Below are 21,007 nucleotides of genomic sequence, written 5' to 3'. Positions count from 1 at the left end.
GCTCTACTGCGCGCCGGCCTCGGCCGCAGCGAGTTCCTTCTTCCACTGCCGGAACGTCTCCTCGGTGCGGCCGCGCCGCCAGTATCCCGATATCGACGCCCATTTCGCGTCGACACCGCGCTCCTTGCGGATGTAGGGCCGCAGGTTGTGCATCACCGCCTGCGCCTCACCATGCACGAAAGCGTGCACCTGCCCGGGCATCCAGAACGCGGTCTTGACGGCCTCGACCAACGGCGAATTGTCGCCGGCGCGGTCCGACCCGACCAGGTCGGCGCGCCCGCCGCGCAGGATCCAGTTGATCTGGACACCCTCCGGTGCGGTCAGCGGAATCTCGTCCTCGGGCTCGGCGACCTCGATGAACACCTGACCAATTGCGTTGGGGGGCAGAGCTTCTAGCGCGACACTGATCGCCGGCAGCGCAGTCTCGTCGCCGACCAGCAGATGCCAGTCGGCCGCCGGGTCGGGGCTGTAGGCCCCGCTGGGGCCCATCACGTACATCGGCTGACCGGGCTGAGCCGCGGCCGCCCACGGTCCGGCGGCACCGTGCTCGCCGTGCACCGCGATGTCGACGGTCAGCTCACGAGCGACCGGGTCTGCGCGGCGAACGGTGATGGTGCGCACAACCGGCCTTCTGGATTCCGGCAACTCGTTGAACGAGTCCAGCGTCAGCGGCTGCGGCAGAGCGGCGACGTCGACGTCGTCGGACACGAAAACCAGCTTGACGTAGGAATCGGTGAACTCACTGGGGGTGAAGGAGTCGAACCCTTTGCCGCCCAGCGCAATTCGCACCATGTGGGATGTAAGTTGTTCGGTGCGCACCACTTCAAACGTGTGCACTGGTCGACCGGGCACCTGGTTCCTTTCATTGGGGCACTGACTCGACTATAGAGGCGTACCACCACGCGCCGGTTGCCTACGATTTCGGACGATCCGCCAGCAGCCGTCGACACGCTCGGCCAGGCCCGCGAGCTCGAGCATGGCCAGCGGAGCCAGAACTCGCTCCGGGTCGACGGCCGCGGCGACGGCAATTTCTTCGACGGAGGCGCTCCCGCGGCCCGGCAGCGCCTCATACACTCGCCGCTCCTGTTCGCTGAGCTCGTCCAGCGGACTCAGCGGTCGAGTGGGCTCTGGCGCCCACTCACCCATCCGGCCGACCAACTCGACGACGTCCTCCGCGCGGGTGATGACCTCCGCACCCGAGCGAAGCAGCGCGTGGCAACCGCTCGACGCCGACGATGTCGCCGGCCCCGGCACCGCGCCGACGACGCGGCCGAGCGCTCGCGCCCATGCGGCGGTGTTGGCGGCGCCACTGCGCAGGCCGGCCTCCACCACGACCGCCGCCCCGGCGAACGCCGCGACCAGCCGGTTGCGGGTCAGGAATCGATGCCGTGCTGGGCGCATGCCCGGCGGATATTCGGTGACCAGCAACCCGGCCGTGGCGATGCGATGAAGCAGGGCGGAATGCCCTGCCGGGTAGGGAACGTCGACGCCGCCCGCCAGTACGGCCACGGTGAGGCCGTCGACGGAAAGTGTCGCTCGATGCGCTGCACCGTCGATCCCGTAGGCGCCGCCGGAGACGACCGCGACGTCGCGCTCGGCCAAGCCGACCGCAAGGTCGGCTGCCATGTGTTCGCCATAGCTGGTTGCCGCACGGGTGCCGACGATCGCCGCAGCCCGTTGTGCGACCTCGTCGAGTCGGGCCTGCCCAACGACCCAGAGCACGAGTGGCGGCATGCCCTGCGGTCTGGTCGCGACGGCGGCGCCCCCAAAAGCGGCAAAGGCCAGTCCCGGCCATTCCTCGTCGTCAGGTGTCAGCAACCGGCCCCCGCGGCGTGCCAGCACTTCGAGATCCTCGGCGGCGCGGTCGATGTCCCGCCTGGCTTCGGTGCGTCGCGCCGTCTTGTCGTCGACGTCACCCCTGCGCACCCGCTCGGCGGCGTCGACGGGACCCACTCGGGCCACCAGGTCGGCCAGCTCGGCGCAGGGCGGTTCGACGACCCGGGACAGGTAGGCCCATGCTCGCTGCGTCGCGTCGCTCATCGCGGTGACCCCGGCTGCCGGAAACTGAAGGCGGTGGCCACCTCGTCGCGTCCCGGCGATGTGCGGCCGGCCAAGTCGGTCAACGTCCACGCCACCCGAAGCGTTTTGTCCAGGCCACGGATGCTCAAGACGCCGCGGTCCATCGCGGCCCGCAGCGGCGCCATCGCGGCATGGCCCGGGCGGAATTTTCGCCGCAGCAGCGTCCCGCTGACCTCGGCGTTGGTGCGGAATCCATACGCCAGCCATCGTTGCGCCGCCGCGTCGCGGGCCGTTGTCACCCGGTGCCGGACATTCTCCGTCGACTCCGGTTCCGTACCGGCGAACACACTCATCCGCACCGGATGCATCTCGACCCGCAGATCGACGCGGTCCAGCAACGGCCCGGACAGCCGGCCAAGATAGCGGCGTTTGACCCCGGCCGCGCAGATGCAGTCTTGGGGATCGGCCGGCGCGCAGGGGCACGGGTTGGCCGCCAGCACCAGCTGGAAGCGGGCGGGATAGCAGGCCACACCATCGCGTCGGGCGAGACGAATCTCGCCCTCTTCCAACGGCGTTCGCAGCGCCTCCAACGAGCTGACACCGATTTCGGCGCACTCGTCGAGAAAGAGCACCCCGCGGTGCGCGCGGCTCACGGCGCCGGGACGCGCCATTCCTGTCCCGCCACCGACCAGGGCGGCGACGCTGGAGCTGTGGTGAGGCGCCACGAATGGTGGCCGGGTGATCAGCGGTGTGGCGTCTGACAACAGACCGGCCACCGAATGGATCGCGGTGACCTCCAGCGACTCGTCATCCGACAGCGGCGGAAGGAGTCCCGGAAGGCGTTGCGCCAGCATGGTTTTGCCCACACCGGGCGGTCCGGTCAACATGAGGTGATGCGAACCGGCCGCCGCGACCTCGACGGCGAACCGCGCCTGGGTCTGCCCCACCACATCGGCCAGGTCGGCGGGCTGCTCCGGCTCGGGCGCCGGCCTGCTGATCCGTTCCTCGAGCTGGGCCGAACCCTTGAGCCAGGCCAGTAGGTGGGCCAAGCTGCGCACACCCCAAACGTCGATCCCGTCGACCAGGCTTGCCTCCGCAAGGTTCTCGGCCGGCACCACGGCGACACCCCAGCCAGCGCTTTTCGCCGCCAGCACCGCCGGCAGCACACCGCGCACTGGCCGAACGCGGCCGTCCAGCGCCAATTCCCCAAGGACCACCGCGGTTTCCAGATGTCGCCATGGCTTTTTGCGCTGCGCCGACAAGACCGCCGCCGCGAGCGCCAAGTCGTAGACCGATCCCATTTTCGGCAACGTTGCCGGTGACAACGCCAATGTCAGACGCGACTGCGGCCATTGGTTGTTGTAGTTGGTGATCGCGGCCCGCACCCGATCTCGCGACTCCTGCAGCGCCGCGTCGGGCAGACCGACCAGGTGCACGCCGGGCAAGCCCGAGGTGATGTCGGCTTCGATTTCGACGATCTGGCCGTCCAGCCCGAGAACTGCAACTGAGAACGCGCGTCCGAGCGCCATCAGCCGATGCCTTGAAGATGGTTCAGTTCCGGGACTCGCTGCCTACCGATCCGCACGCCGATGACGTCGATGCGTACTGCATTCCAACGCCGGTTCTGACCGGCCAGCCAGAGGCCCGCCAGGCGCCGCAACCGGCGGGCCTTCTGCGCCGTCACCGCTTCGGCCAGTCCGCCGAAGCCATCCCCTGTGCGGGTCTTGACCTCCACGAAGATCACCGCGTCCGCGACGGGGTCGACAGCGATCAGATCCAATTCGCCGTACCGGCAACGCCAATTGCGGGCCTCGATCCGCAGCCCGATTCGCATCAGGTGTTCAGCCGCCACTTGCTCGCCGAGTGCGCCGATCTCGGTTCGCGTCCACGTCGTCATGTGGCCACCTTGCGACCGGTCACCGACGCAGATCTGCGCGGACTGTCCGACATTGCCGGTTTATCCCCAGTTGGCTGGCAATCCCCAATGAGCACGGGCGGGTCCCGTTGATCCGCGATTCAACCGCCATTAACATCCCGTTCAGGCGAAGAAGCCCGCCGTTTCCAGCTGATGGCTTCTACCCGAGCGGGTCAGAAGGCGGGGTGGTAGCCCTGAGTCACGAGCTCGCTGCTCTGCGACCTGTCGATCGAAATCGCTTGCCAGCATTCGCTTTTGACAGGCACCCGTTCGATCGCAGTCCCTCCAGAGAGGAAATCCGATGTTGTTTGTCACCACTCAACCCGAAGCGCTGGCCGCGACGGCTGCCGGCCTGGCGAGTGTCGGCGCCTCGCTGAGCGCCGAAAACTGTGCCGCGGCGGCCCCGACAACGGGCGTGCTCGCACCGGCCGGCGACCCGGTGTCGGAGTTGACGGCATCCCAGTTCGCCGTGCACGCGCAGATGTATCAGGCGATCAGCGCCCAGGCCGAGGCGATCCATCACCAGTTCGTCAGCACGCTGCACGACAACGCCTCGGCATACGCCGCCGCCGAAGCCGACAACGCCTCAGCGGCCCGTTGAGTTAGGACAGCACAATGGATTTCGCGATGCTTCCGCCGGAAGTCAACTCCGCACGCATGTATGCCGGCCCCGGGCCGGGGCCGATGCTGGCAGCGGCGTCGGCCTGGGACGCGCTGGCAGCTGAGCTCCAGTCCACCGCTGCGTCCTATCGCGCTTCGATCACCGAGCTGACGAGTGGGCCCTGGCTGGGCGCGTCGTCGACGGAGATGGCTGCAGCGACCTCTCCGTACGTGGACTGGATGGCGATGACGTCCGCGCAAGCCGAACAGACCGCCACGCAGGCGCGGGCGGCGGTGGCGGCGTACGAGGCCGCGTTTGCGATGACGGTGCCGCCCGCGGTGATCGCGGCCAACCGGAACCTGTTGATGGCGTTGATCGCCACCAACGTGCTGGGTCAGAACACCGCCGCGATCGCAGCCACCGAAGTGCAGTACGCCGAGATGTGGGCCCAGGACGCGGCGGCGATGTACGGCTATGCCGGATCGGCCGCCGTAGCGTCGACGCTGACGCCGTTCGCCGAGCCGCCGTCGACGACCAATCCGGTGGCCGGAGCGCAGCAAGCGGCGGCATCGATCCTGTCGACCGGCTCGCGGGTGCTCGATGCCATTCCGCAAGCCCTGGCGTCCGCCGCAGCACCTGCGGCCGCGGACCCGACGGCCCTGATTCCGCTGTTGACCGTTCCGCTGACGGCGACCGCCGTAACCGTTGGCACAGTGGGCATTTCGGCATCCTTCACGTCGTTCGGCACCACGTATCGCGGCTTGCTGATCAACGCCGACCGCGACTACGACAACGGCAAAGGCCCGTTCACCGGCAACGGACCAGGTGGAACGATGCTGCCGCAATGGATCATCAGCGGTAAGGGTGGCGTCGGCGCCCCGTCGGACGCGGTCCCCTCGACAGAAGGCGCTCTCGGGCAGGCGAACAAGGTTGGCCGGCTCTCGGTGCCGTCCTCGTGGACCGTCGCCGCCCCCGAACTGCGTCCGGCCGCGTTCACGCTGCCCGTCACCACTGCCGAGGCGGCGCCGGTGGTCGGCGGCGCGGGCAACCTGTTCAGCAGCATGGGTCTGGCCGGTGCGGCCGGCGGGGCGGTCGGCAGCACCGCATCGGTCGGTCGCGGCAACGAACGTGTCCGCGTCACTCCCCGACAGAGCCCAACTCCGGCGCCGAAGCCGAGCGACGCGGTGACGGCGATCGCCACCGAGTTGCAGGAGCTGGCCGCGCGGGCACAGTCGCTGCTGGCCAAGCTGGCCGAATCGGGACTAGTGAGCACCGAAGAGATCACCGAGCAGAAACGACGCTTCCTCGGCTAGCCCCGATCAGCTGCGGGCGGGCACGTCCTTCTTGGCGGCCCGCAGGCTGTCCTTCTCGGAGCGTGCGGTGGCTGTCGCCTGGGCGATGCGAGAGCCGACGTCGTAGGCGACGATCTGGGCGGTGGCGCCGTCGACCCGGCTGATCGCCCCGGCCATCTTGTCGGCGGTGCGGTCGTGCAGCAGCCGACCGACCAGCGGGGCGTACGTACGGCGCGGCAAGAGCACCGTCACCTTGGTGCCCGGGTCGTCCTCGATCTCGCGCATCACCAACTCTTGTGCCGCACGGCTGAGATAGCGGTCCGGACACTCGAGCATCTGCAGCGGGATCTCGTCCTGGAAGTGCTGCCAGCGATCCTGCAGTCGTTGCGCGTGGCGAGTGTCGATGATGAAGTGCACCGCACGCAATTTGTCGGCGTGCAATCCGCTGGCGTAGTGCAGGGCCTCGATCGTGGCGAAGTCGAAGTGGTCCACCAGCACGACGACCGTGTGGTGCGGATACTTCTGCAGGTCGTGCGGCTCGGTCAGCTGCATCTCTAAAACCGCGTTCTCGCTGCGATATTCGCGGTTGAGCCGCATCAGGGCCACCACCAGGATCGGGAACACGACGCACACCAGCCAGGCGCCCTCGGTGAACTTCGCGATCGCGAAAATCAGCACGATAATCGTCGACAAGACCGCTGCCGAGAGGTTGATCGCCAGCTTGCGACGCCAACCGGGATCGCGATGACCCAGGTGGTACTTCGTCATGCCGTAGCCACAGATCGAGAAGCCCATGAACACGCCCATGGCGTACAGGGGCACGACCGCGTCCACAGAGCCGTCGGTGACAAGCACCAGGGTCGTGGATGCCACCGTGAGCACGATGATGGCGTTGGAGAACACCAGTTTGTGTCCGCGCTTCATCATCGGCCGCGGCAGGAAGCTGTCCTCGGCGACAAAGCTGGTCAACGCCGGGAATCCATTGAAGCTGGTGTTGGCGCCGAAGAACAGGATCAATGCGCTGGCCGCCTGCAGCATGACGAACAGCACGTTGCCGATCGCGCCGCCGCCGAACACCGCCCGCGCGATCTCCGACAGCATCGACGGGTACCCGGCGGCGTAGGGCGTCGCGTGGGTAACGTGAGCCAGCCAGATGACGCCGAACAGCAGAAATCCGAGCAGACAGGCCATCATGGTCAACGCCTTGCGCGCGTTGGGGCCCTGCGGCTGACGGAAGACGTTGACCGCGTCGGCGATCGCCTCGACGCCGGTCAACGATGTGCCGCCGTTGGCGAACGATCGCAACAACACCAGGATCGTCGCGCCCATGATGAACCCGTTGCCCTGGTGAATCGTCACGGCCCCCGGGATGTGCTCAGGGTCGTATGTCGGGAGATTGCCGATGATTTCGCGGACCACGCCGGTGACGATCAGCGCCGTCATCATCGCGGCGAACGCGTAGACGGGCACCGCGAAGAGCCGGCCGGCCTCTTTCATGCCGCGCAAGTTGCCGAACGACAGCAGCAGCAACGCGCCCACGGTGATCTCCAGGTGGTACGGCCCGAGGCTGGGAACGGCGGAGACCACCGCGACCGTGCCGGCCGAACACTGGATGGCCACCGTGACCACGTAGTCGATGAGCAGCGCCGCCGAGGAGAGTTGGGCGATTTTCGGCCCGAAGTTGGAGCGCGCCACGACGTAGGAGCCGCCGCGCTGGGTGTAGACCATGACGACCTGCCGATACGACGCGGTGACCAGCGCCAGGATCAGCAGGATGATGCCGCCGAGCGGCAGGATCAGGGTGAACGCCGCGAGCCCGGCGGCGGGCAGCAGCTCGATCAGGATCTGCTCGGGACCGTACGCCGTCGACGAGACCGCGTCGGGCGAAAGAGCGCCTAGCGCAATGGGATTCGACAAGGCCTCGTGTTCGAGATCCTCGTTGATCAGGGGCTTGCCCAGAAAAAACCGCTTCCATGCGTCGACGAATGTCGGCGGGGCCTTGTGCTCGTCAGCCAGCTCTACCACGGTGATGTCTTCCCGCCCTCACGGCCAAAATCTTTACGCAATACTTACGCTCGTGAAGGGTAGCGGCTCTTGCTGGAATAAGCAGAACCAAGTGGGCTTTACCAGCGACTATTCTCAGCCAATTACCAGGTCAACGCACCGCCGTTGACAGCCTGCAGTCAGGACGCGGGTGTCGTGGCCTGCGTCTTTTCCGAGCTGTCCGGCGAATGACCCGCTGCGTCGGCGTCGCCCGCCCGGATCGCCCGGGCAATCCGGGAGCCAATGTCGTAGGTCACAATTTGTGCGCTCGCGCCCGGGATGCGGCTGATCACTCGGGCCATTTTGTCGGCGGTGCGGTCGTGCAGCAATCGGTCCGCGAGCGGTGAGTACATCCGCCTCGGCAGCAAGGCCGTCACCGTGGCATCCGGGTAGTCCCGTTTGACCTGCTCGACCAGCCGGTAGGCGGCCCGCGTGAGGTTTCGGTCCTCGCAGTCCACCATCTTCAGCTCGACGTTCTGGCTGAACCGCGCCCAGCGAACCTGCAGCCGGGCCGCCCGCGCGTCGTCCATCACGAAATGAACGGCGGTCAGCCGGTCGGCGTGCAGGCCACGGGCATAGCGCAACGCCTCGACTTGAGCAGGATCGATCGAGTCGATGAACAGCAGCACTCGATGCCGCGGATGCCTGGTCAGATCGGGACGCTCGAAGCGGGTCAATTCCAGCACCGACGCCTCCGCGCGGTACTGCTTGTTGAGTTGGATCAAGGTGAACACCAGCGCAGGAAAGACCACGACGATGAGCCAGGCGCCCTCGGTGAATTTCGCGATGGCAAAGATCAATACGACGACCGTCGACAGAATCCCGGCCGACAAGTTGATAGCCATCTTGAAGCGCCAGCCGCTGTCCCGGTGGGTCAGATGGTGTCTCGTCATTCCATAGCCGGCCATTGCGAACGCACTGAACACGCCCATCGCGAACAGTGGCACTAGCGCGTTGACCGACCCCCCGGTGGCCAACAGCAACACCACCGCCAAAACCGCCAGCAGCAGAATGGCATTCGAAAACACCAGGCGGTGACCACGTTTCATCAGCGGGCGTGGCAGGAAGCTGTCCTCGGCGACAAAATTCGCCAGGGCGGGAAAGCCGTTGAAGCTGGTGTTGGCGCCGTTGTAGAGGATCGCCGCACTGGCCGCCTGCAGCATGAAATACAGCACGTTGCCGATCAATCCGTTGCCGAAAACCGCTCGCCCGATCTCTGACAGCATGGACGGATACCCCGCGGAGTACGGCGTCGCGTGGGTCACGAAGGCCAGCCACGCGACCCCGGCGAGCAACAGCCCGAGGATCCACGCCATGATGGTCAGCACCCGGCGCGCGTTGGCACCTTCCGGTTTCCGAAACAGGTTGACGGTATTCGAGATTGCCTCGACCCCAGTCAGCGACGAGCCGCCATTGGCGAACGCCCGCAGGATCACCAGCACTGTCGCACCCATCACCAGGCCGTTGCCCTGGTGCACCGGGACCGCCCCGTCGAGGTGGGCCGGGTCATAGGTCGGCAAGCCCCCGAACGCCGCGCGTACCACCCCGACCACGACCACCAGCGTCAGCATCGCGATGAACCAGTACGTCGGCACCGCGAATGTCCGGCCGGCCTCGCGCAACCCGCGCAGGTTGGCAAAGCAGAAGACCAGCACCGCGGCGATGGTGATGTCGAGGCTGTAGGGACCCAATGTCGGGATCGCGGAAACCACAGCCACCGTGCCGGCCGCGCACTGGATGGCCACGGTGACCACGTAGTCGATCAACAGCGCCGCCGCCGCCACTTGCGCTACGCGCGGTCCGAAGTTCTCCCGGGCCACGATGTAGGAGCCGCCGGCGCGCGTATAAGCCATCACGACTTGGCGGTAGGAGGCGGCGACCAGGGCCAGGATCAGCAGGAGCACGCCGGTGATTGGCAAAAGCAACACGAACGACGCCATGCCCGCCGCCGGCAGCAACTCGACCATGATCTGCTCGGGGCCGTACGCGGTCGACGAGATCGCGTCAGGCGAAAGTGCGCCCAGCGCAACGGGATTCGAAAGCTTTTCGTGCTGGAGTTCGTCGGTGATCATCGGCTTGCCGAGCACGACTCGCTTCCACCCGTCAACCAATGACGGTGTGATCTTGTAGTCGGCACCCGGACCTGTCACCAGGCATTCCTAACCGATCCGAAGGCTTCGTGCCGCGCTGAGTGGGGGCTCTGCCGTTATCCTTAACGGCATCTTGACGGCCGCCGATTCGGCAAGCGGGCGCGCAGGAAGTCGACCGAAACGGTCGATACGGTGACACGTGGCGCAAACGGCTTGAAATGATGTGCGGGTGATGGACGAGGCAAACAACGGTTCGGGCGCGAGGCCGACGGCAGCAGACCCTGCCACAGTTTTTTCTGCGCTGGCCGAGATCATCTACCAGGGTTCGGAATCGAACCAGATTTACGCGGCCATCTGCGTCGCCGCAACGCTCGTTGTCACCGGTTGCGATCACGCGAGCCTGCTGGTCCGGCGGGACGGTCGCTACGTCACCGTCGGCGCCAGCGACGCCATCGCGCAGCGCATTGACGACATGGAGCGCGCGGCCGGGGACGGGCCGTGTGTCGACGCGATCGAGGAAGAGACGCCACAAATAGAAAGCGACCTCACCAATCCCAACCAGTGGCCTCAGTTGGCGGCCAGGATGGTCGCCGAGACGCCGGTGCGGGGCGCGATGGGTTTCCGGATCCTCGTCGACAAGCGCAAGACCGGCGCCCTGAATCTGTTCAGTGACACACCGGGCGTCTTCAACACCGAAGCGGCCGGGCAGGCCGTGGTGTTGGCGTCTTTCGCCAGCGTGGCGATCAATGCCGTCGCGCAGGGCGAGGACGTCTCCACATTGCGGCGCGGGCTGCTGTCCAACCGGGAGATCGGCAAGGCGGTCGGGATGCTGATGATGCTGCACGGGGTCGACGAGCAGGAGGCGTTCAACATCCTGCGGCGGTACTCGCAGGACCTGAACATCAAGCTGGCCGACGTGGCTCGCTCGGTGATCGAGAGCCGCGGCAAGCCGGCATTCGGTCAGGGTAACCGGGTGTAGCGCGGGGACTGCCTATTCGGGCAGCCGCAGCTCAGGCTTTTCGACCTCTTCGATGTTGACGTCTTTGAAGGTCACGACGCGTACCTGCTTGACGAACCGGGCCGGCCGGTACATGTCCCACACCCACGCATCGGACAACCGCAGCTCGAAGTAGACCTCGCCGTCGGCGTTGCGGGGAACCATCTCGACGCTGTTCGCCAAATAGAACCGGCGCTCGGTTTCCACCACGTAGCTGAACTGGCCCACGATGTCCTTGTATTCGCGGTACAGCGAGAGCTCCATCTCGGTTTCGTACTTTTCGAGATCCTCGGCACTCATCAGCTCAACCGTCCTTCTCCGTCGCGTGGTTGATCGACCCGTCCCATCTTTCCGCACTCGTCGTGGATCCGCCGACCTGGCTGGTCATCGACGTCCGGCGCGCACTCAGCGACGACCCGGGCACCCGAAGGGGCGGCTACCCGCCGCACGTTGATGAACGAATACCGGTGCTCCGGGCAGGGGCCGAGCTCGTTGAGCGCCGCCGAGTGAGCCGGGGTGCTGTAGCCCTTGTGCACGGCGAATCCGTAGCCGGGGTGCTCTGCTTCCATGGCCACCATCAGTCGATCCCGGCTGACCTTGGCCAGCACGCTGGCAGCGGCGATACAGGCCGCCGCAGCGTCGCCGCCGATCACCGGCAGCGACGGCACCGCCAGTCCCGGCACCCGAAATCCGTCACTGAGCACATAGCCGGGACGCACCGGCAAGCCTGCCACCGCGCGGCGCATGCCCTCGATGTTGGCCACATGCACACCGCGCCGGTCGACCTCCGTCGACGGGATGAACACCACGTGGTACGCCAGCGCGTAACGACGAATCAGCGGATACAACTTCTCCCGCGACGCCTCCGTCAGCTTCTTGGAATCATCAAGAGCGGCAAGGCTTTCCAATCGGTTGGGGCCCAGCACGCAGGCGGCTACCACCAGCGGCCCGGCGCAGGCGCCGCGCCCGACCTCGTCGACACCGGCGACCGGCCCGAGGCCGCTGCGGTACAGCGCCGATTCCAAGGTGCGCAGTCCCGACGATTTGCGGATCACCGTCCGCGGCGGCCAGGTGGTCGCCATGGCTAATGGTTCTGCTGAGGATTCACCGCTCGGACAGCACCCCAGCGCGACGGCGGCCACACAATGAATCGAGCCTTGCCGATGACGTTGTCGACCGGCACCGTGCCGGCCATCGGGTCGCCGGTGCACAGGAGGCCGTTGATCGCATCTTGAGGGGTGCTGGTGCAGTGGGCCCGGGAATCGGCAGAGTGCGTGCGATTGTCGCCCATCACCCACAGCCGACCCTGCGGGACGTGGACCGGCCCGAACTCGGGACCGAGGCAGGGGTAGACCGCCGGGTCGGCGTTCAGCGTGGCCGGGTCCAGGTACGGCTCGTTCAGCCGTTTGCCGTCGACCGTCAGCCCGGTGTTGTTGCGGCACTCCACAGTTTGACCGCCGACCGCGATGACACGTTTGACCAAGTCGTTCTCGTCCGGCGGGACAAAGCCGATGAACGACAGCGAATCCTGCAGCCACCGAATCGCGGCGACGTGGGAGCGAATCGACTTGTAGCCCACATTCCATGGCGGCGGCCCCTTGAACACGATCACGTCACCGGGCTGCGGCGAGCTGAAATCGAAGGTGACTTTGTCGACCATGATCCGATCGCCGACGCAGCCCGAGCAGCCGTGCAGGGTGGGTTCCATCGACTCCGACGGAATCAGGTAAGGACGGGCCACGAACGTCAACATGACGTAATAAAGCGCCAGCGCGATGATCGCGAGGACGACGGTTTCGCGCAGTGCCGCGCGCTTTTTGTCCACGTGTTCGTCGTCGTGGGCCGGCTCTGAGACCGCCGGCTCCGGAGTGGACGGGGAGTTCTTCGCGACTACTGGATCGGCCGGACCGGAATCGGGTTGACCCTCGGGCGAGTCGGTCGTGTCAGTCACCGGTTTAGCGTAGCCAGCGGTCCCATGCGAGCGGGCAGCGCCGCCACCGAAACCCGGATCGCGCCGAGAATCAGCGCTTTTCCTTGATCTTGGCCTTTTTGCCGCGCAGCTCGCGCAAGTAGTACAGCTTGGCGCGACGCACGTCGCCGCGGGTCACGACGTCGATGTGGTCGATGTTGGGTGAGTGCACCGGGAAGGTCCGCTCGACGCCGACGCCGTAGCTCTCCTTGCGCACGGTGAAGGTCTCGCGGACCCCACCGCCCTGGCGGCGCAGCACCACGCCTTTGAACACCTGGATACGCTCCTTGGCGCCCTCGATGACCTTCACGTGCACGTTGATCGTGTCGCCGGGGCTGAAGGCGGGGAGGTCATCGCGCAGCGACGTCTTGTCGACGAAGTCCAGCGTGTTCATTTCGACAGACACTTCCTTGCGGTCGCGGCCCATGCTGCTGCGCTCCGCGCAGACGGCGCGTGAGCAGGCAACTGAGCCGATGGATTCGGACATCTGGGAGTCTCGCAGGGGGCGGAAGCGGGCCGGCCGGCCGGCAACCGCCGGAGACAACTGGTCAATTGTGCCAGATCAGGCTCACGCAGCGAAATCAGGCCGGATCGCCGTCGCTGACTGGCCCGACCCGACGTCGCGCGCGTGCGACGCAGGAGTGGTACACAAGTGCCTGTCATGACTATCCGAACGTGGTTTCCGGTGCTGCTCGTCGCCTCGGCGTTGGCGACGTCTGCCGGCTGCGCGAAGGCCAGCGGTGAGCCTCTGGCAGCCAGCTTCGACGGGCTCGCCACCCGCATCGCGCAGGCGACCAGCGACGCCGCCAGCCGCGGCGCGACCATCTCCGTCGCGGTGCTCGACCGCGTCACCGAGCGGATGGTGGCGGGCGGCAACGACCCATTGGCGGCGATCGCATCGGTAACCAAGCTGTTCATCGCCGACGACCTGCTGTCGCAGGAGTCGAACGGCCCGATGTCTGCGACGGACCGCCAGGCTCTGGACAGCATGCTGCGGTCCTCTGACGACGGCGCCGCGGAGAGGTTTTGGGCCGCGCGCGGCGGCGACACGATCGTCCATGGCGTTGCCGACCGCTATGGGCTGGCATCGACCCTTCCGCCGGGAGACGGGCAGTGGTGGAACACGATCAGCTCCGCGTCGGATCTGGTGCGCTATTACGACCGGCTGCTCAACGGCACCGGCGGGCTGTCGGCCGATCGGGTGAACGTCATCGTCGACGACTTGGCTGGGTCGACGGCCACCGGCACCGACGGCTATCCGCAACGCTTCGGCATCCCGGATGGGCTCTACGCCGAGCCGGTGGCCGTCAAACAGGGCTGGATGTGCTGCCTGAACGGCGGCAGCTGGATGCATCTGTCCACCGGCATCGTCGGCGCCGACCGGCGCTACGTCATGGTGATCGAGTCGCTACAGCCCTCGGACGACGCGACGGCGCGGGAGACGATCACGCAGGCCGTCAAAACGATGTTCCCGTCCGGGCAGATCGCTTAGTCCTGTCCCCGCTGCCACAGGTCGGGACGGCGTTCGCGGGTGCGCTGCTCGGCGGCCTGCCTACGCCACGCGGCCACGCGGGCGTGATCGCCGGACAGCAGCACGTCGGGCACCTCGAGTCCGCGCCAGTTCGGCGGCCTGGTGTAGGACGGCCCCTCGAGAAGCCCGTCGGAGTGCGAATCATCCTGGTGCGACAGTGGATTGCCCAGCACATTCGGCAACAGGCGCACCACGGCCTCGATCATCACCAGCGCCGCGGACTCGCCGCCGGCCAACACGTAGTCCCCGATCGAGACCTCCTCGACACGCATCCTTGTGCCGGCGTCGTCGACAACGCGCTGGTCGATACCCTCGTAGCGGCCGCAGGCGAACACCAGATGCGACTCGCTGCCCCACCGCTGCGCGGTCGCCTGGGTGAACAACCTGCCCGCGGGCGTCGGGACAACGAGAAGCGTTTCCGGTGAACAGATCTCGTCGAGCGCGTCACCCCAAACCGGCGCCTTCATCACCATCCCCGGCCCTCCGCCGTACGGCGAATCGTCCACCGAGTGATGGACATCGTGCGTCCACCGGCGCAGGTCGTGTACCGCGAGCTGGACCAGCCCGGACTCGATCGCCTTGCCGGGCAACGACTGGCGCAGCGGATCCAGGTAGGACGGGAAGATCGTGACGACGTCGATTCTCATATCGCCGCGACCTCAGTTCTCCAGGTCCAGCAGACCGTCGGGCGGATCGATCTCGACCACGCCCTCCTCCAGCGACACCGACGTGACGATGGCGCTGACGAACGGCACGAGCAATTCGGGAGCCTGCTCGCGCTTGACCGCCAGCAATTCACCGGCCGCGGTGTGCAGAACCTCGGTGACGGCGCCCAGTTCGAGGCCTGCGGTGGTGCGCACCCGGAGACCTTCGAGCTGATGGTCGTAATAGGTGTCGTCTTCGTCGATGGGCGGCAGGTCCGCGGAGTCGATGACGAAGACAGTGCCGCGCAGCGCGTCGGCCGCATCGCGGTCGGCCACGCCTTCCAGCCTCAGCAGCAGGCGGGCGCCGTGCGGGCGAACCGTGTCGACTGTGTAGGTGCGTTCCCGACGATCAGATCCTTTGGCCCGCAACCTCGCTCCCGGCGCGAAACGCAGTTCGGGATCGTCGGTGCGTATGTCGACGACGAGTTCACCGGCGACGCCGTGCGCTTTGACTACGCGCCCGACCGTCAGCTCCACGCTACTGGTCGGTGTCCACCACGTCGACGCGAATGCCACGGCCGCCGATGCCGGCGACCAGCGTGCGCAGCGCGGTGGCAGTACGTCCGCCCCGGCCGATCACCTTGCCGAGATCTTCGGGGTGAACGTGCACCTCGACGGTCCGGCCGCGCCGGCTGGTGACCAGGTCGACGCGCACATCGTCGGGATTGTCGACGATCCCGCGGACCAGGTGTTCGACGGCGTCAACGACAACGGTGCTCATGGCCGTGATCAGCTCTCGGCCGCGGGTTCGGCCTGCTCGGCGGCGGCCTCAGGCGCGGCTTGCGCCGTTGCGTCAGCCGGCTTCTCGGCGGCCTTCTTCGCCGGGGCCTTCTTCTGCTTGGGCTTGGCGGCCTCGGCGTCGGGTCCGCCGTCGGCGGCGGCCAGCGCAGCGTTGAACAGCTCCAGCTTGGTCGGCTTGGGCTCAGCGACCTTCAGGCGTCCCTCAGCACCGGGCAGACCCTTGAACTTCTGCCAGTCACCGGTGATTTTGAGCAGCTTGAGCACGGGCTCGGTGGGCTGAGCCCCGACCGACAACCAGTACTGGGCGCGCTCGGAGTCGACCTCGATCAGGCTCGGCTCTTCCTTCGGGTGGTACCGGCCGATGACCTCGATGGCGCGGCCTTCGCGACGGGTTCGCGCGTCGGCGACCGCGATGCGGTATTGCGGGTTGCGGATCTTGCCGAGCCGGGTGAGTTTGATTTTCACAGCCATGGTGAAGCGACTTCTCCTAGAAAGTGTCACGCTGCAATTCAGCGATGCGGGCGGGAGTGCCCGGATCCGGTTTTGCCTCGCGTGTGTGACCGGCCGGCAAGCACTGCAAACGCAGCGGGTCGCGCGACGGACAGCCGCCTATTGTGCCAGAGCCGGGGGCTAGGTCAGAAATCCGCGTGGCGGCGGATCGCTACACGACTTTCTGAATGCACTTGGTCTCGACCCGGCGTGTCATCCGCCAGCCGTCGGCAGTGCGAGAGAACTCGTCGTCGTACCAAAGCCCGCAGAACATCACTTGATCGTTCTCACCGCCCAATGCCATCGGGTTGAAGCAGATCGTCCGCGACGACGCGGTGTCGCCGTCGATGCGGACCGAGAAATTTCCCAGCATGTGCATATACATCGGGAAATTTGGCAGAACCTCGGCAAGCCATGCCTTGACCTCGGGGAACCGGCCCTCGATTCCGCCGAGGGCGGTGTAGTCGATGTAGGCGTCCGGGGTGAAAACCGCGTCGAGATCGTCGAAACGGCGGGTGTCGATAGCCGTTGAGTAGTCGACGAGCAGCTGCTGGATTTCCATCCGGTCCGAGATCTCGGCGTGGCTCAACATGGCTCCATTGAACACACCGCCGGTCGAGGATGCGGCAAGCTCCGCAAAGCCGACGAAGGCAGCCGAGCCGATGTTCCGACGGCGACCGCAGTGGGTGTCGCAGCCCGGTAAGGTCCCCTGCCATGCGGATGCTGATCGTCGCAATCGCGGCCGTGCTCTCCCTCGTCACTTCGGCGTCGACCGCGTCGGCCGACGCCGGCGTGCAGCCGGTCGGCTCAGTGCCGATTCCAGACGGCCCGGCGCAGACGTGGTTGGTGGCCGACCTCGACTCCGGCCGGGTACTCGCCGCGCGGGACGAAAACCTGCGCCACCCACCGGCGAGCACGATCAAGGTGTTGCTGGCTCTGGTGGTCCTCGACGAGCTGAGCCTCGACTCGACGGTCGTCGCCGATGCGGCGGACAGCCACGTCGAGTGCAGCTGTGTCGGCGTAACGGCGGGTCACACCTACACGACGCGTCAACTGCTGGATGGGTTGCTGCTGGTGTCTGGCAACGACGCCGCTAACACGCTCGCGCACATGCTGGGCGGTCTGGATGCCACGGTCGCCAAGATGGACGCCAAGGCAGCCTCGCTGGGGGCCGTGAACACGCATGCCTCGACGCCATCCGGCCTGGACGGTCCCGGCGGTTCAGGCTGGTCGACCGCTCACGATCTAGCGGTCATCTTCCGCGCCGCGATGGCCAATCCCGTGTTCGCTCAGATCACCGCGGAACCGTCCGCGTTATTTCCCGGGGATGGCGGAGATCACCCGATCGTCAACCGCGACGAGCTGTTGACGCGTTATCCAGGCGCGATCGGCGGAAAGACCGGGTTCACCGACGCCGCCCGTAAGACGTTCGTCGGCGCTGCCGCTCGCGGCGGACGCCGTCTGGTGGTAGCCATGATGTATGGGCTGGTGCGCGAAGGCGGGCCAACCTACTGGGATCAGGCTGGCGGCCTGCTCGACTGGGGCTTCGCTCTGAACCCGCAATCGGGAATCGGCACGCTGTAGGCCTGCTACGACAATGTCGGCGGTTTCGGCTAGTCTTCCAGTGCCGTGGCAGTCTATTGCACAGGAGTTCAATGAGGGTCCGCGGCATCTCGTCGACATGCGTCGACATCGTCCGTGGGTTGAGTCGACAGCCATTACCAGCGATGTCTGCGATGCCAGCCGGCTCCGCAGACGTCCGTGAGGAATGAGAGATCGATGATGACCGAAAACCAACACGCCGCGTCCGGTTCGCCACCTCAATCCGAAAAGGACGACTTCTTCTCCCACGAATCCGAGGTCGAAGGGCTGGCGGTGGTGTCCGTCGGCGGCAGTGTCGACATGTTGACCGCCCCGAACCTGTCCGAAGCGATCGATGCCGCGTTGGCGAAGAAACCCAGAGGCTTGATCGTGGACCTGTCCAAGGTCGAGTTCCTCGGTTCGGCGGGCATCAGTGTCCTGATGAAGACCCGCGACACACTCGGCGACGCCACCCCGTTCTGCGTTGTCGCCGACGGGCCGGCTACCCACCGGCCGCTCACCTTGCTCGGGATCAACGAGCTGATGAGCCTGTGCCGCCACCTCGACGACGCGGTCAGCAAGCTCAGCGGGAGCTGACCGCCGGGCGGGTACCGCTCAGCAAAGAGACCAGTAACGCAATGCGCCGCTCTTCGATCTCGGGTTGAGGCAGCACAGCCCGCAGCATCGCGGCGCCGTCGAAGGTGTTGGTCAACAACGCAACCATCACCGGGAAAGTGTCTTCGGCCAGATCGTCGGCACCAGGCAACGCACGCGCGGCATCGCAGATCTTGCTGGTGTACTGCTCGAGCACGTGCTGCAGCGTCGCGTTGAGCTTTTCGTCCGTGCGCGCGGCGATCATCAGCTCGTAGAGGACCGCATTGGTGTCGTTGCTGGTGATGTCCCGCAGGATGGTCAGCCCCCTCTCCAGCGCAGGGCGGTCGGACGGAATCGCGGCGACTTGCTTGCTGAACGAATCCAGTTGTCGCCGAAGCACTTCGTACGCGGTGGCGGCCATGAAATCGCCCATCGTGTCGAAGTGCCGGAACAGGGCCCCGACGGATACCCCGGCGCGCTTGGTGATGACCGCGGCGGAGGCCCGCGCGTACCCGATCTCTATGATCGTCGCGATGCTCGCCTCGAGCAGGCGTGCCACGGTTTCTTCGCGGCGTTGCTGCTGGGTCCGTGCCATAGCTTCCCCTATGCCACCGCGCCCGCGAGCTGGCGATGCGCCGAGCCCGCTCGCAGGTATCGGCCGGATTTCACGGTCGTACCGTAACCTTCGCGAAATTGCCCGTCGCGGAACACAATTGCGCCTCCGACACCCGTCGCGACCACGGCAGCGTCGTTGCGATTGACCATCCGGCTCAGGTCGCCGTAGAACGGCACTTTCTCCTCGTGGTAGGCCTCCACCGACTCGTCCAGGCCAGCCGGATCGATGACGACGAAGTCGGCGCGGTCGCCTTCGCGAAGCGTGCCGGCGTCGAGCCCAAACCATTCGGCCACTTCACCGGTGAGGCGATGCACGGCACGCTCGACGGTGATGAAGGGCCGACCCTGGTGGTAGGCGTCCAGCGTGCGCTTGAGGAATTTCACCGGGAAGTTGTAGAACGCCATGTTGCGCAGATGCGCACCGGCGTCTGAGAAGCCGAGGTGGATGCTGGGCTCGTTGGCGAGCTTGTTGAGTTGTTCGGGACGATGGTTCGCGACGGTGGTGGTCCAGCGCACGTTGCGCTCGCCGTTTTCCACCAAGACATCGAGGAACGCGTCCAGCGGGTGCAGTTTGCGTTCGTCGGCGATGGCGCCGAAGCTCTTGCCGATCAGGGACGCGTCCGGGCACTCGACGATGACCGCCTCGTGAAAGTCCCTGTGCCACAACGACGGGCCGAGCTTGACGCGGTCGAACTGCCGCCGGAATCGCCGGCGGTACTCCTCATCGGCGAGCAATTCGTTGCGCTCCAACTGGTCGCGCAGGTGCAACGCGGCGGTCCCGGCGCCGAACTCTTCGAACACCGGAAGATCGATCCCGTCGGAGTACAACTCGAACGGCACCGGCAGGTGCTGGAAGCGCACCTTGGAGCGCAGCAGGAAATTCGTCAGCCGGGTGAGCCGGCCGAATACGTGCACGGCCAACGGCATTGACTTGGCGTCGGCCGACACCAGCAGGCTCATGCGAACAGCCTTGCGCAGACCGAACAATGGGCTACTGGACAGGAAGAACAGCAACCCGGACTCGGCTTTCGCCACATTGGGCGCGCTCTGCAGAATGCGGCCGCGTTTACGCAACACCTTGATCAGCTTGCGGCGCTCCCGCCACGTGGCGAAGGTGGACGGCAGGGCGCGGGAGCGGAAGCGATCGCCGTCGAGTTTGTCGATCGCGGCGTCCATCCCGGACATGCCGAGCATGCCGGCCTTGAGAGCGTCGTCGAGCAGCGCCGCCATCGTGTCGAGTTCGGCGACGGTGGGTTCGACGTCGGGCGTTGTCGCACGTTCGAGACCCAGCACCGCGGTCCGCAGATCCGAATGACCTAGCAGCGAGCTGACATTCGGTCCGAGGGGCAGATTGTCGAGGGTCTGCACATACTCTGCCGGATTCGACCACGTCTTATCCTGCAGAGCGCCCAGAACGAACTTGCGGGGTACCGCCTCCACCCGACTGAACAGGTCGGCGGCATCTTCGGCGTCGGCGTAGACCGTCGACAGCGAGCACATTCCCAGCAGCACCGTGGTGACTCCGTGTCGCACCGATTCACGCAGGCCGGGATCCAACAGCACCTCGGCGTCGTAGTGGGTGTGCACGTCGACGAACCCGGGCACAACCCACTTGCCTCTGGCGTCGATGACCTCGGGGCAGCCCGCCTCATCCAGCCGGCCGGACGACACGGTGACCACAACACCGTCTCGGATGCCCAGCGAGCGGGTCTGCGGCGTCGCGCCGGTGCCGTCGAACCACAATCCGTCGCGAATGATCACGTCGTAGGCCATATGCGCCACTCCTCCACCTCGTCGGGGTGAAGCGACGCTAACATAGAGAGTAA

The 21,007-nt window shown here is 66.3% G+C and carries 22 protein-coding genes and 1 pseudogene; 6 read left to right on the top strand and 17 right to left on the bottom strand.

Annotated features, from left to right (window positions below; genetic code table 11):
• Positions 1-3: 3 nt before the first annotated feature.
• The 4 genes from MKK62_RS18530 to MKK62_RS18515 are packed head-to-tail and all read right to left on the bottom strand — an operon-like array spanning position 4 to position 3,916.
• A complete protein-coding gene (locus MKK62_RS18530; RefSeq protein WP_240258464.1) occupies positions 4-852 on the bottom strand; it encodes a siderophore-interacting protein in 849 nt (282 codons plus the stop codon).
• A 30-nt stretch (positions 853-882) separates the two neighbouring features.
• Entirely contained in the window at positions 883-2,040 is a 1,158-nt protein-coding gene (dprA, locus tag MKK62_RS18525; RefSeq protein WP_240258465.1) for a DNA-processing protein DprA, read from the bottom strand.
• Positions 2,037-3,548, bottom strand: coding sequence for a YifB family Mg chelatase-like AAA ATPase (locus MKK62_RS18520; protein ID WP_240258466.1), 1,512 nt, complete (start codon positions 3,546-3,548; stop codon positions 2,037-2,039). The genes dprA and MKK62_RS18520 overlap by 4 nt, the downstream gene beginning before the upstream one ends.
• Complete coding sequence (locus MKK62_RS18515; RefSeq protein ID WP_240258467.1) at positions 3,548-3,916, bottom strand: YraN family protein; 369 nt, start codon at positions 3,914-3,916, stop codon at positions 3,548-3,550. Before MKK62_RS18515 ends, MKK62_RS18520 begins: the two co-directional genes overlap by 1 nt.
• A 319-nt stretch (positions 3,917-4,235) precedes the next feature.
• On the opposite strand from MKK62_RS18515, the gene MKK62_RS18510 reads away from it, so the two are divergent.
• Together MKK62_RS18510 and MKK62_RS18505 are read left to right on the top strand one after the other, a co-directional pair.
• Positions 4,236-4,535, top strand: coding sequence for a PE family protein (locus MKK62_RS18510; RefSeq protein ID WP_240258468.1), 300 nt, complete (start codon positions 4,236-4,238; stop codon positions 4,533-4,535).
• Positions 4,536-4,549: 14 nt separating this feature from the next.
• A complete protein-coding gene (locus MKK62_RS18505) occupies positions 4,550-5,848 on the top strand; it encodes a PPE family protein (RefSeq protein WP_240258469.1) in 1,299 nt (432 codons plus the stop codon).
• Between the two features lie 6 nt (positions 5,849-5,854).
• On the opposite strand, the gene MKK62_RS18500 is transcribed toward MKK62_RS18505, so the two are convergent.
• Complete coding sequence (locus MKK62_RS18500; protein WP_434085100.1) at positions 5,855-7,858, bottom strand: APC family permease; 2,004 nt, start codon at positions 7,856-7,858, stop codon at positions 5,855-5,857.
• A gap of 233 nt (positions 7,859-8,091) precedes the next feature.
• Positions 8,092-10,020, bottom strand: a pseudogene (locus MKK62_RS18495) (APC family permease); the annotation flags it as partial.
• Between the two features lie 172 nt (positions 10,021-10,192).
• Here MKK62_RS18495 and MKK62_RS18490 point away from each other — a divergent pair.
• Positions 10,193-10,939: a GAF and ANTAR domain-containing protein gene (locus tag MKK62_RS18490; RefSeq protein ID WP_240264065.1), complete on the top strand. Its 747-nt coding sequence runs from the start codon at positions 10,193-10,195 to the stop codon at positions 10,937-10,939.
• 12 nt (positions 10,940-10,951) lie between these two features.
• Here MKK62_RS18490 and MKK62_RS18485 read toward each other — a convergent pair whose 3' ends face one another.
• The 4 genes from MKK62_RS18485 to rplS form a co-directional block, all read right to left on the bottom strand.
• Positions 10,952-11,257 (bottom strand): DUF2469 domain-containing protein, encoded by a 306-nt coding sequence (locus MKK62_RS18485; RefSeq protein WP_007171389.1) that lies wholly within the window; start codon positions 11,255-11,257, stop codon positions 10,952-10,954.
• On the bottom strand, positions 11,257-12,039 hold the full coding sequence (locus MKK62_RS18480) for a ribonuclease HII (RefSeq protein ID WP_240258472.1): 783 nt from the start codon (positions 12,037-12,039) through the stop codon (positions 11,257-11,259). The genes MKK62_RS18485 and MKK62_RS18480 overlap by 1 nt, the downstream gene beginning before the upstream one ends.
• Before the next feature lie 2 nt (positions 12,040-12,041).
• Positions 12,042-12,908 (bottom strand): signal peptidase I, encoded by an 867-nt coding sequence (lepB, locus tag MKK62_RS18475; RefSeq protein ID WP_240258473.1) that lies wholly within the window; start codon positions 12,906-12,908, stop codon positions 12,042-12,044.
• Between the two features lie 70 nt (positions 12,909-12,978).
• Complete coding sequence (gene rplS, locus MKK62_RS18470) at positions 12,979-13,320, bottom strand: 50S ribosomal protein L19 (RefSeq protein WP_067334446.1); 342 nt, start codon at positions 13,318-13,320, stop codon at positions 12,979-12,981.
• A gap of 234 nt (positions 13,321-13,554) precedes the next feature.
• On the opposite strand from rplS, the gene MKK62_RS18465 reads away from it, so the two are divergent.
• Positions 13,555-14,418 carry a serine hydrolase gene (locus MKK62_RS18465; protein ID WP_434084964.1) on the top strand — a complete coding sequence of 288 codons (864 nt, stop codon included), beginning with the start codon at positions 13,555-13,557 and terminating at the stop codon, positions 14,416-14,418.
• On the opposite strand, the gene trmD is transcribed toward MKK62_RS18465, so the two are convergent.
• The 5 genes from trmD to MKK62_RS18440 form a co-directional block, all read right to left on the bottom strand.
• On the bottom strand, positions 14,415-15,104 hold the full coding sequence (gene trmD, locus MKK62_RS18460; protein ID WP_240258474.1) for a tRNA (guanosine(37)-N1)-methyltransferase TrmD: 690 nt from the start codon (positions 15,102-15,104) through the stop codon (positions 14,415-14,417). The genes MKK62_RS18465 and trmD overlap by 4 nt on opposite strands.
• A gap of 12 nt (positions 15,105-15,116) precedes the next feature.
• Entirely contained in the window at positions 15,117-15,638 is a 522-nt protein-coding gene (gene rimM / locus MKK62_RS18455; RefSeq protein ID WP_240264067.1) for a ribosome maturation factor RimM, read from the bottom strand.
• A gap of 1 nt (position 15,639) precedes the next feature.
• On the bottom strand, positions 15,640-15,882 hold the full coding sequence (locus MKK62_RS18450; protein ID WP_025736282.1) for an RNA-binding protein: 243 nt from the start codon (positions 15,880-15,882) through the stop codon (positions 15,640-15,642).
• An 8-nt stretch (positions 15,883-15,890) separates the two neighbouring features.
• A complete protein-coding gene (gene rpsP, locus MKK62_RS18445) occupies positions 15,891-16,373 on the bottom strand; it encodes a 30S ribosomal protein S16 (RefSeq protein WP_240258475.1) in 483 nt (160 codons plus the stop codon).
• Positions 16,374-16,563: 190 nt separating this feature from the next.
• Positions 16,564-16,983 (bottom strand): nuclear transport factor 2 family protein, encoded by a 420-nt coding sequence (locus MKK62_RS18440; protein WP_240258476.1) that lies wholly within the window; start codon positions 16,981-16,983, stop codon positions 16,564-16,566.
• A 122-nt stretch (positions 16,984-17,105) separates the two neighbouring features.
• On the opposite strand from MKK62_RS18440, the gene MKK62_RS18435 reads away from it, so the two are divergent.
• Both MKK62_RS18435 and MKK62_RS18430 read left to right on the top strand, forming a co-directional pair.
• Positions 17,106-17,975, top strand: a complete 870-nt coding sequence (locus MKK62_RS18435; RefSeq protein ID WP_240258477.1) for a D-alanyl-D-alanine carboxypeptidase family protein — start codon at positions 17,106-17,108, stop codon at positions 17,973-17,975.
• A 195-nt stretch (positions 17,976-18,170) separates the two neighbouring features.
• Positions 18,171-18,569 (top strand): STAS domain-containing protein, encoded by a 399-nt coding sequence (locus MKK62_RS18430; protein WP_350355729.1) that lies wholly within the window; start codon positions 18,171-18,173, stop codon positions 18,567-18,569.
• On the opposite strand, the gene MKK62_RS18425 is transcribed toward MKK62_RS18430, so the two are convergent.
• Together MKK62_RS18425 and MKK62_RS18420 are read right to left on the bottom strand one after the other, a co-directional pair.
• Complete coding sequence (locus MKK62_RS18425) at positions 18,556-19,161, bottom strand: TetR/AcrR family transcriptional regulator (RefSeq protein ID WP_240258478.1); 606 nt, start codon at positions 19,159-19,161, stop codon at positions 18,556-18,558. The genes MKK62_RS18430 and MKK62_RS18425 overlap by 14 nt on opposite strands.
• An 8-nt stretch (positions 19,162-19,169) precedes the next feature.
• Positions 19,170-20,954 carry an N-acyl-D-amino-acid deacylase family protein gene (locus tag MKK62_RS18420; protein ID WP_240264069.1) on the bottom strand — a complete coding sequence of 595 codons (1,785 nt, stop codon included), beginning with the start codon at positions 20,952-20,954 and terminating at the stop codon, positions 19,170-19,172.
• Positions 20,955-21,007: the final 53 nt, after the last annotated feature.

Origin of the sequence: Mycobacterium paraterrae, assembly GCF_022430545.2 — a bacterium.
In the GTDB taxonomy this organism is placed as follows: Bacteria; Actinomycetota; Actinomycetes; order Mycobacteriales; family Mycobacteriaceae; genus Mycobacterium; species Mycobacterium paraterrae.
The sequence above is the reverse complement of the archived record's forward strand: the minus strand, read 5'-3'. Positions and strand labels throughout refer to the sequence as shown.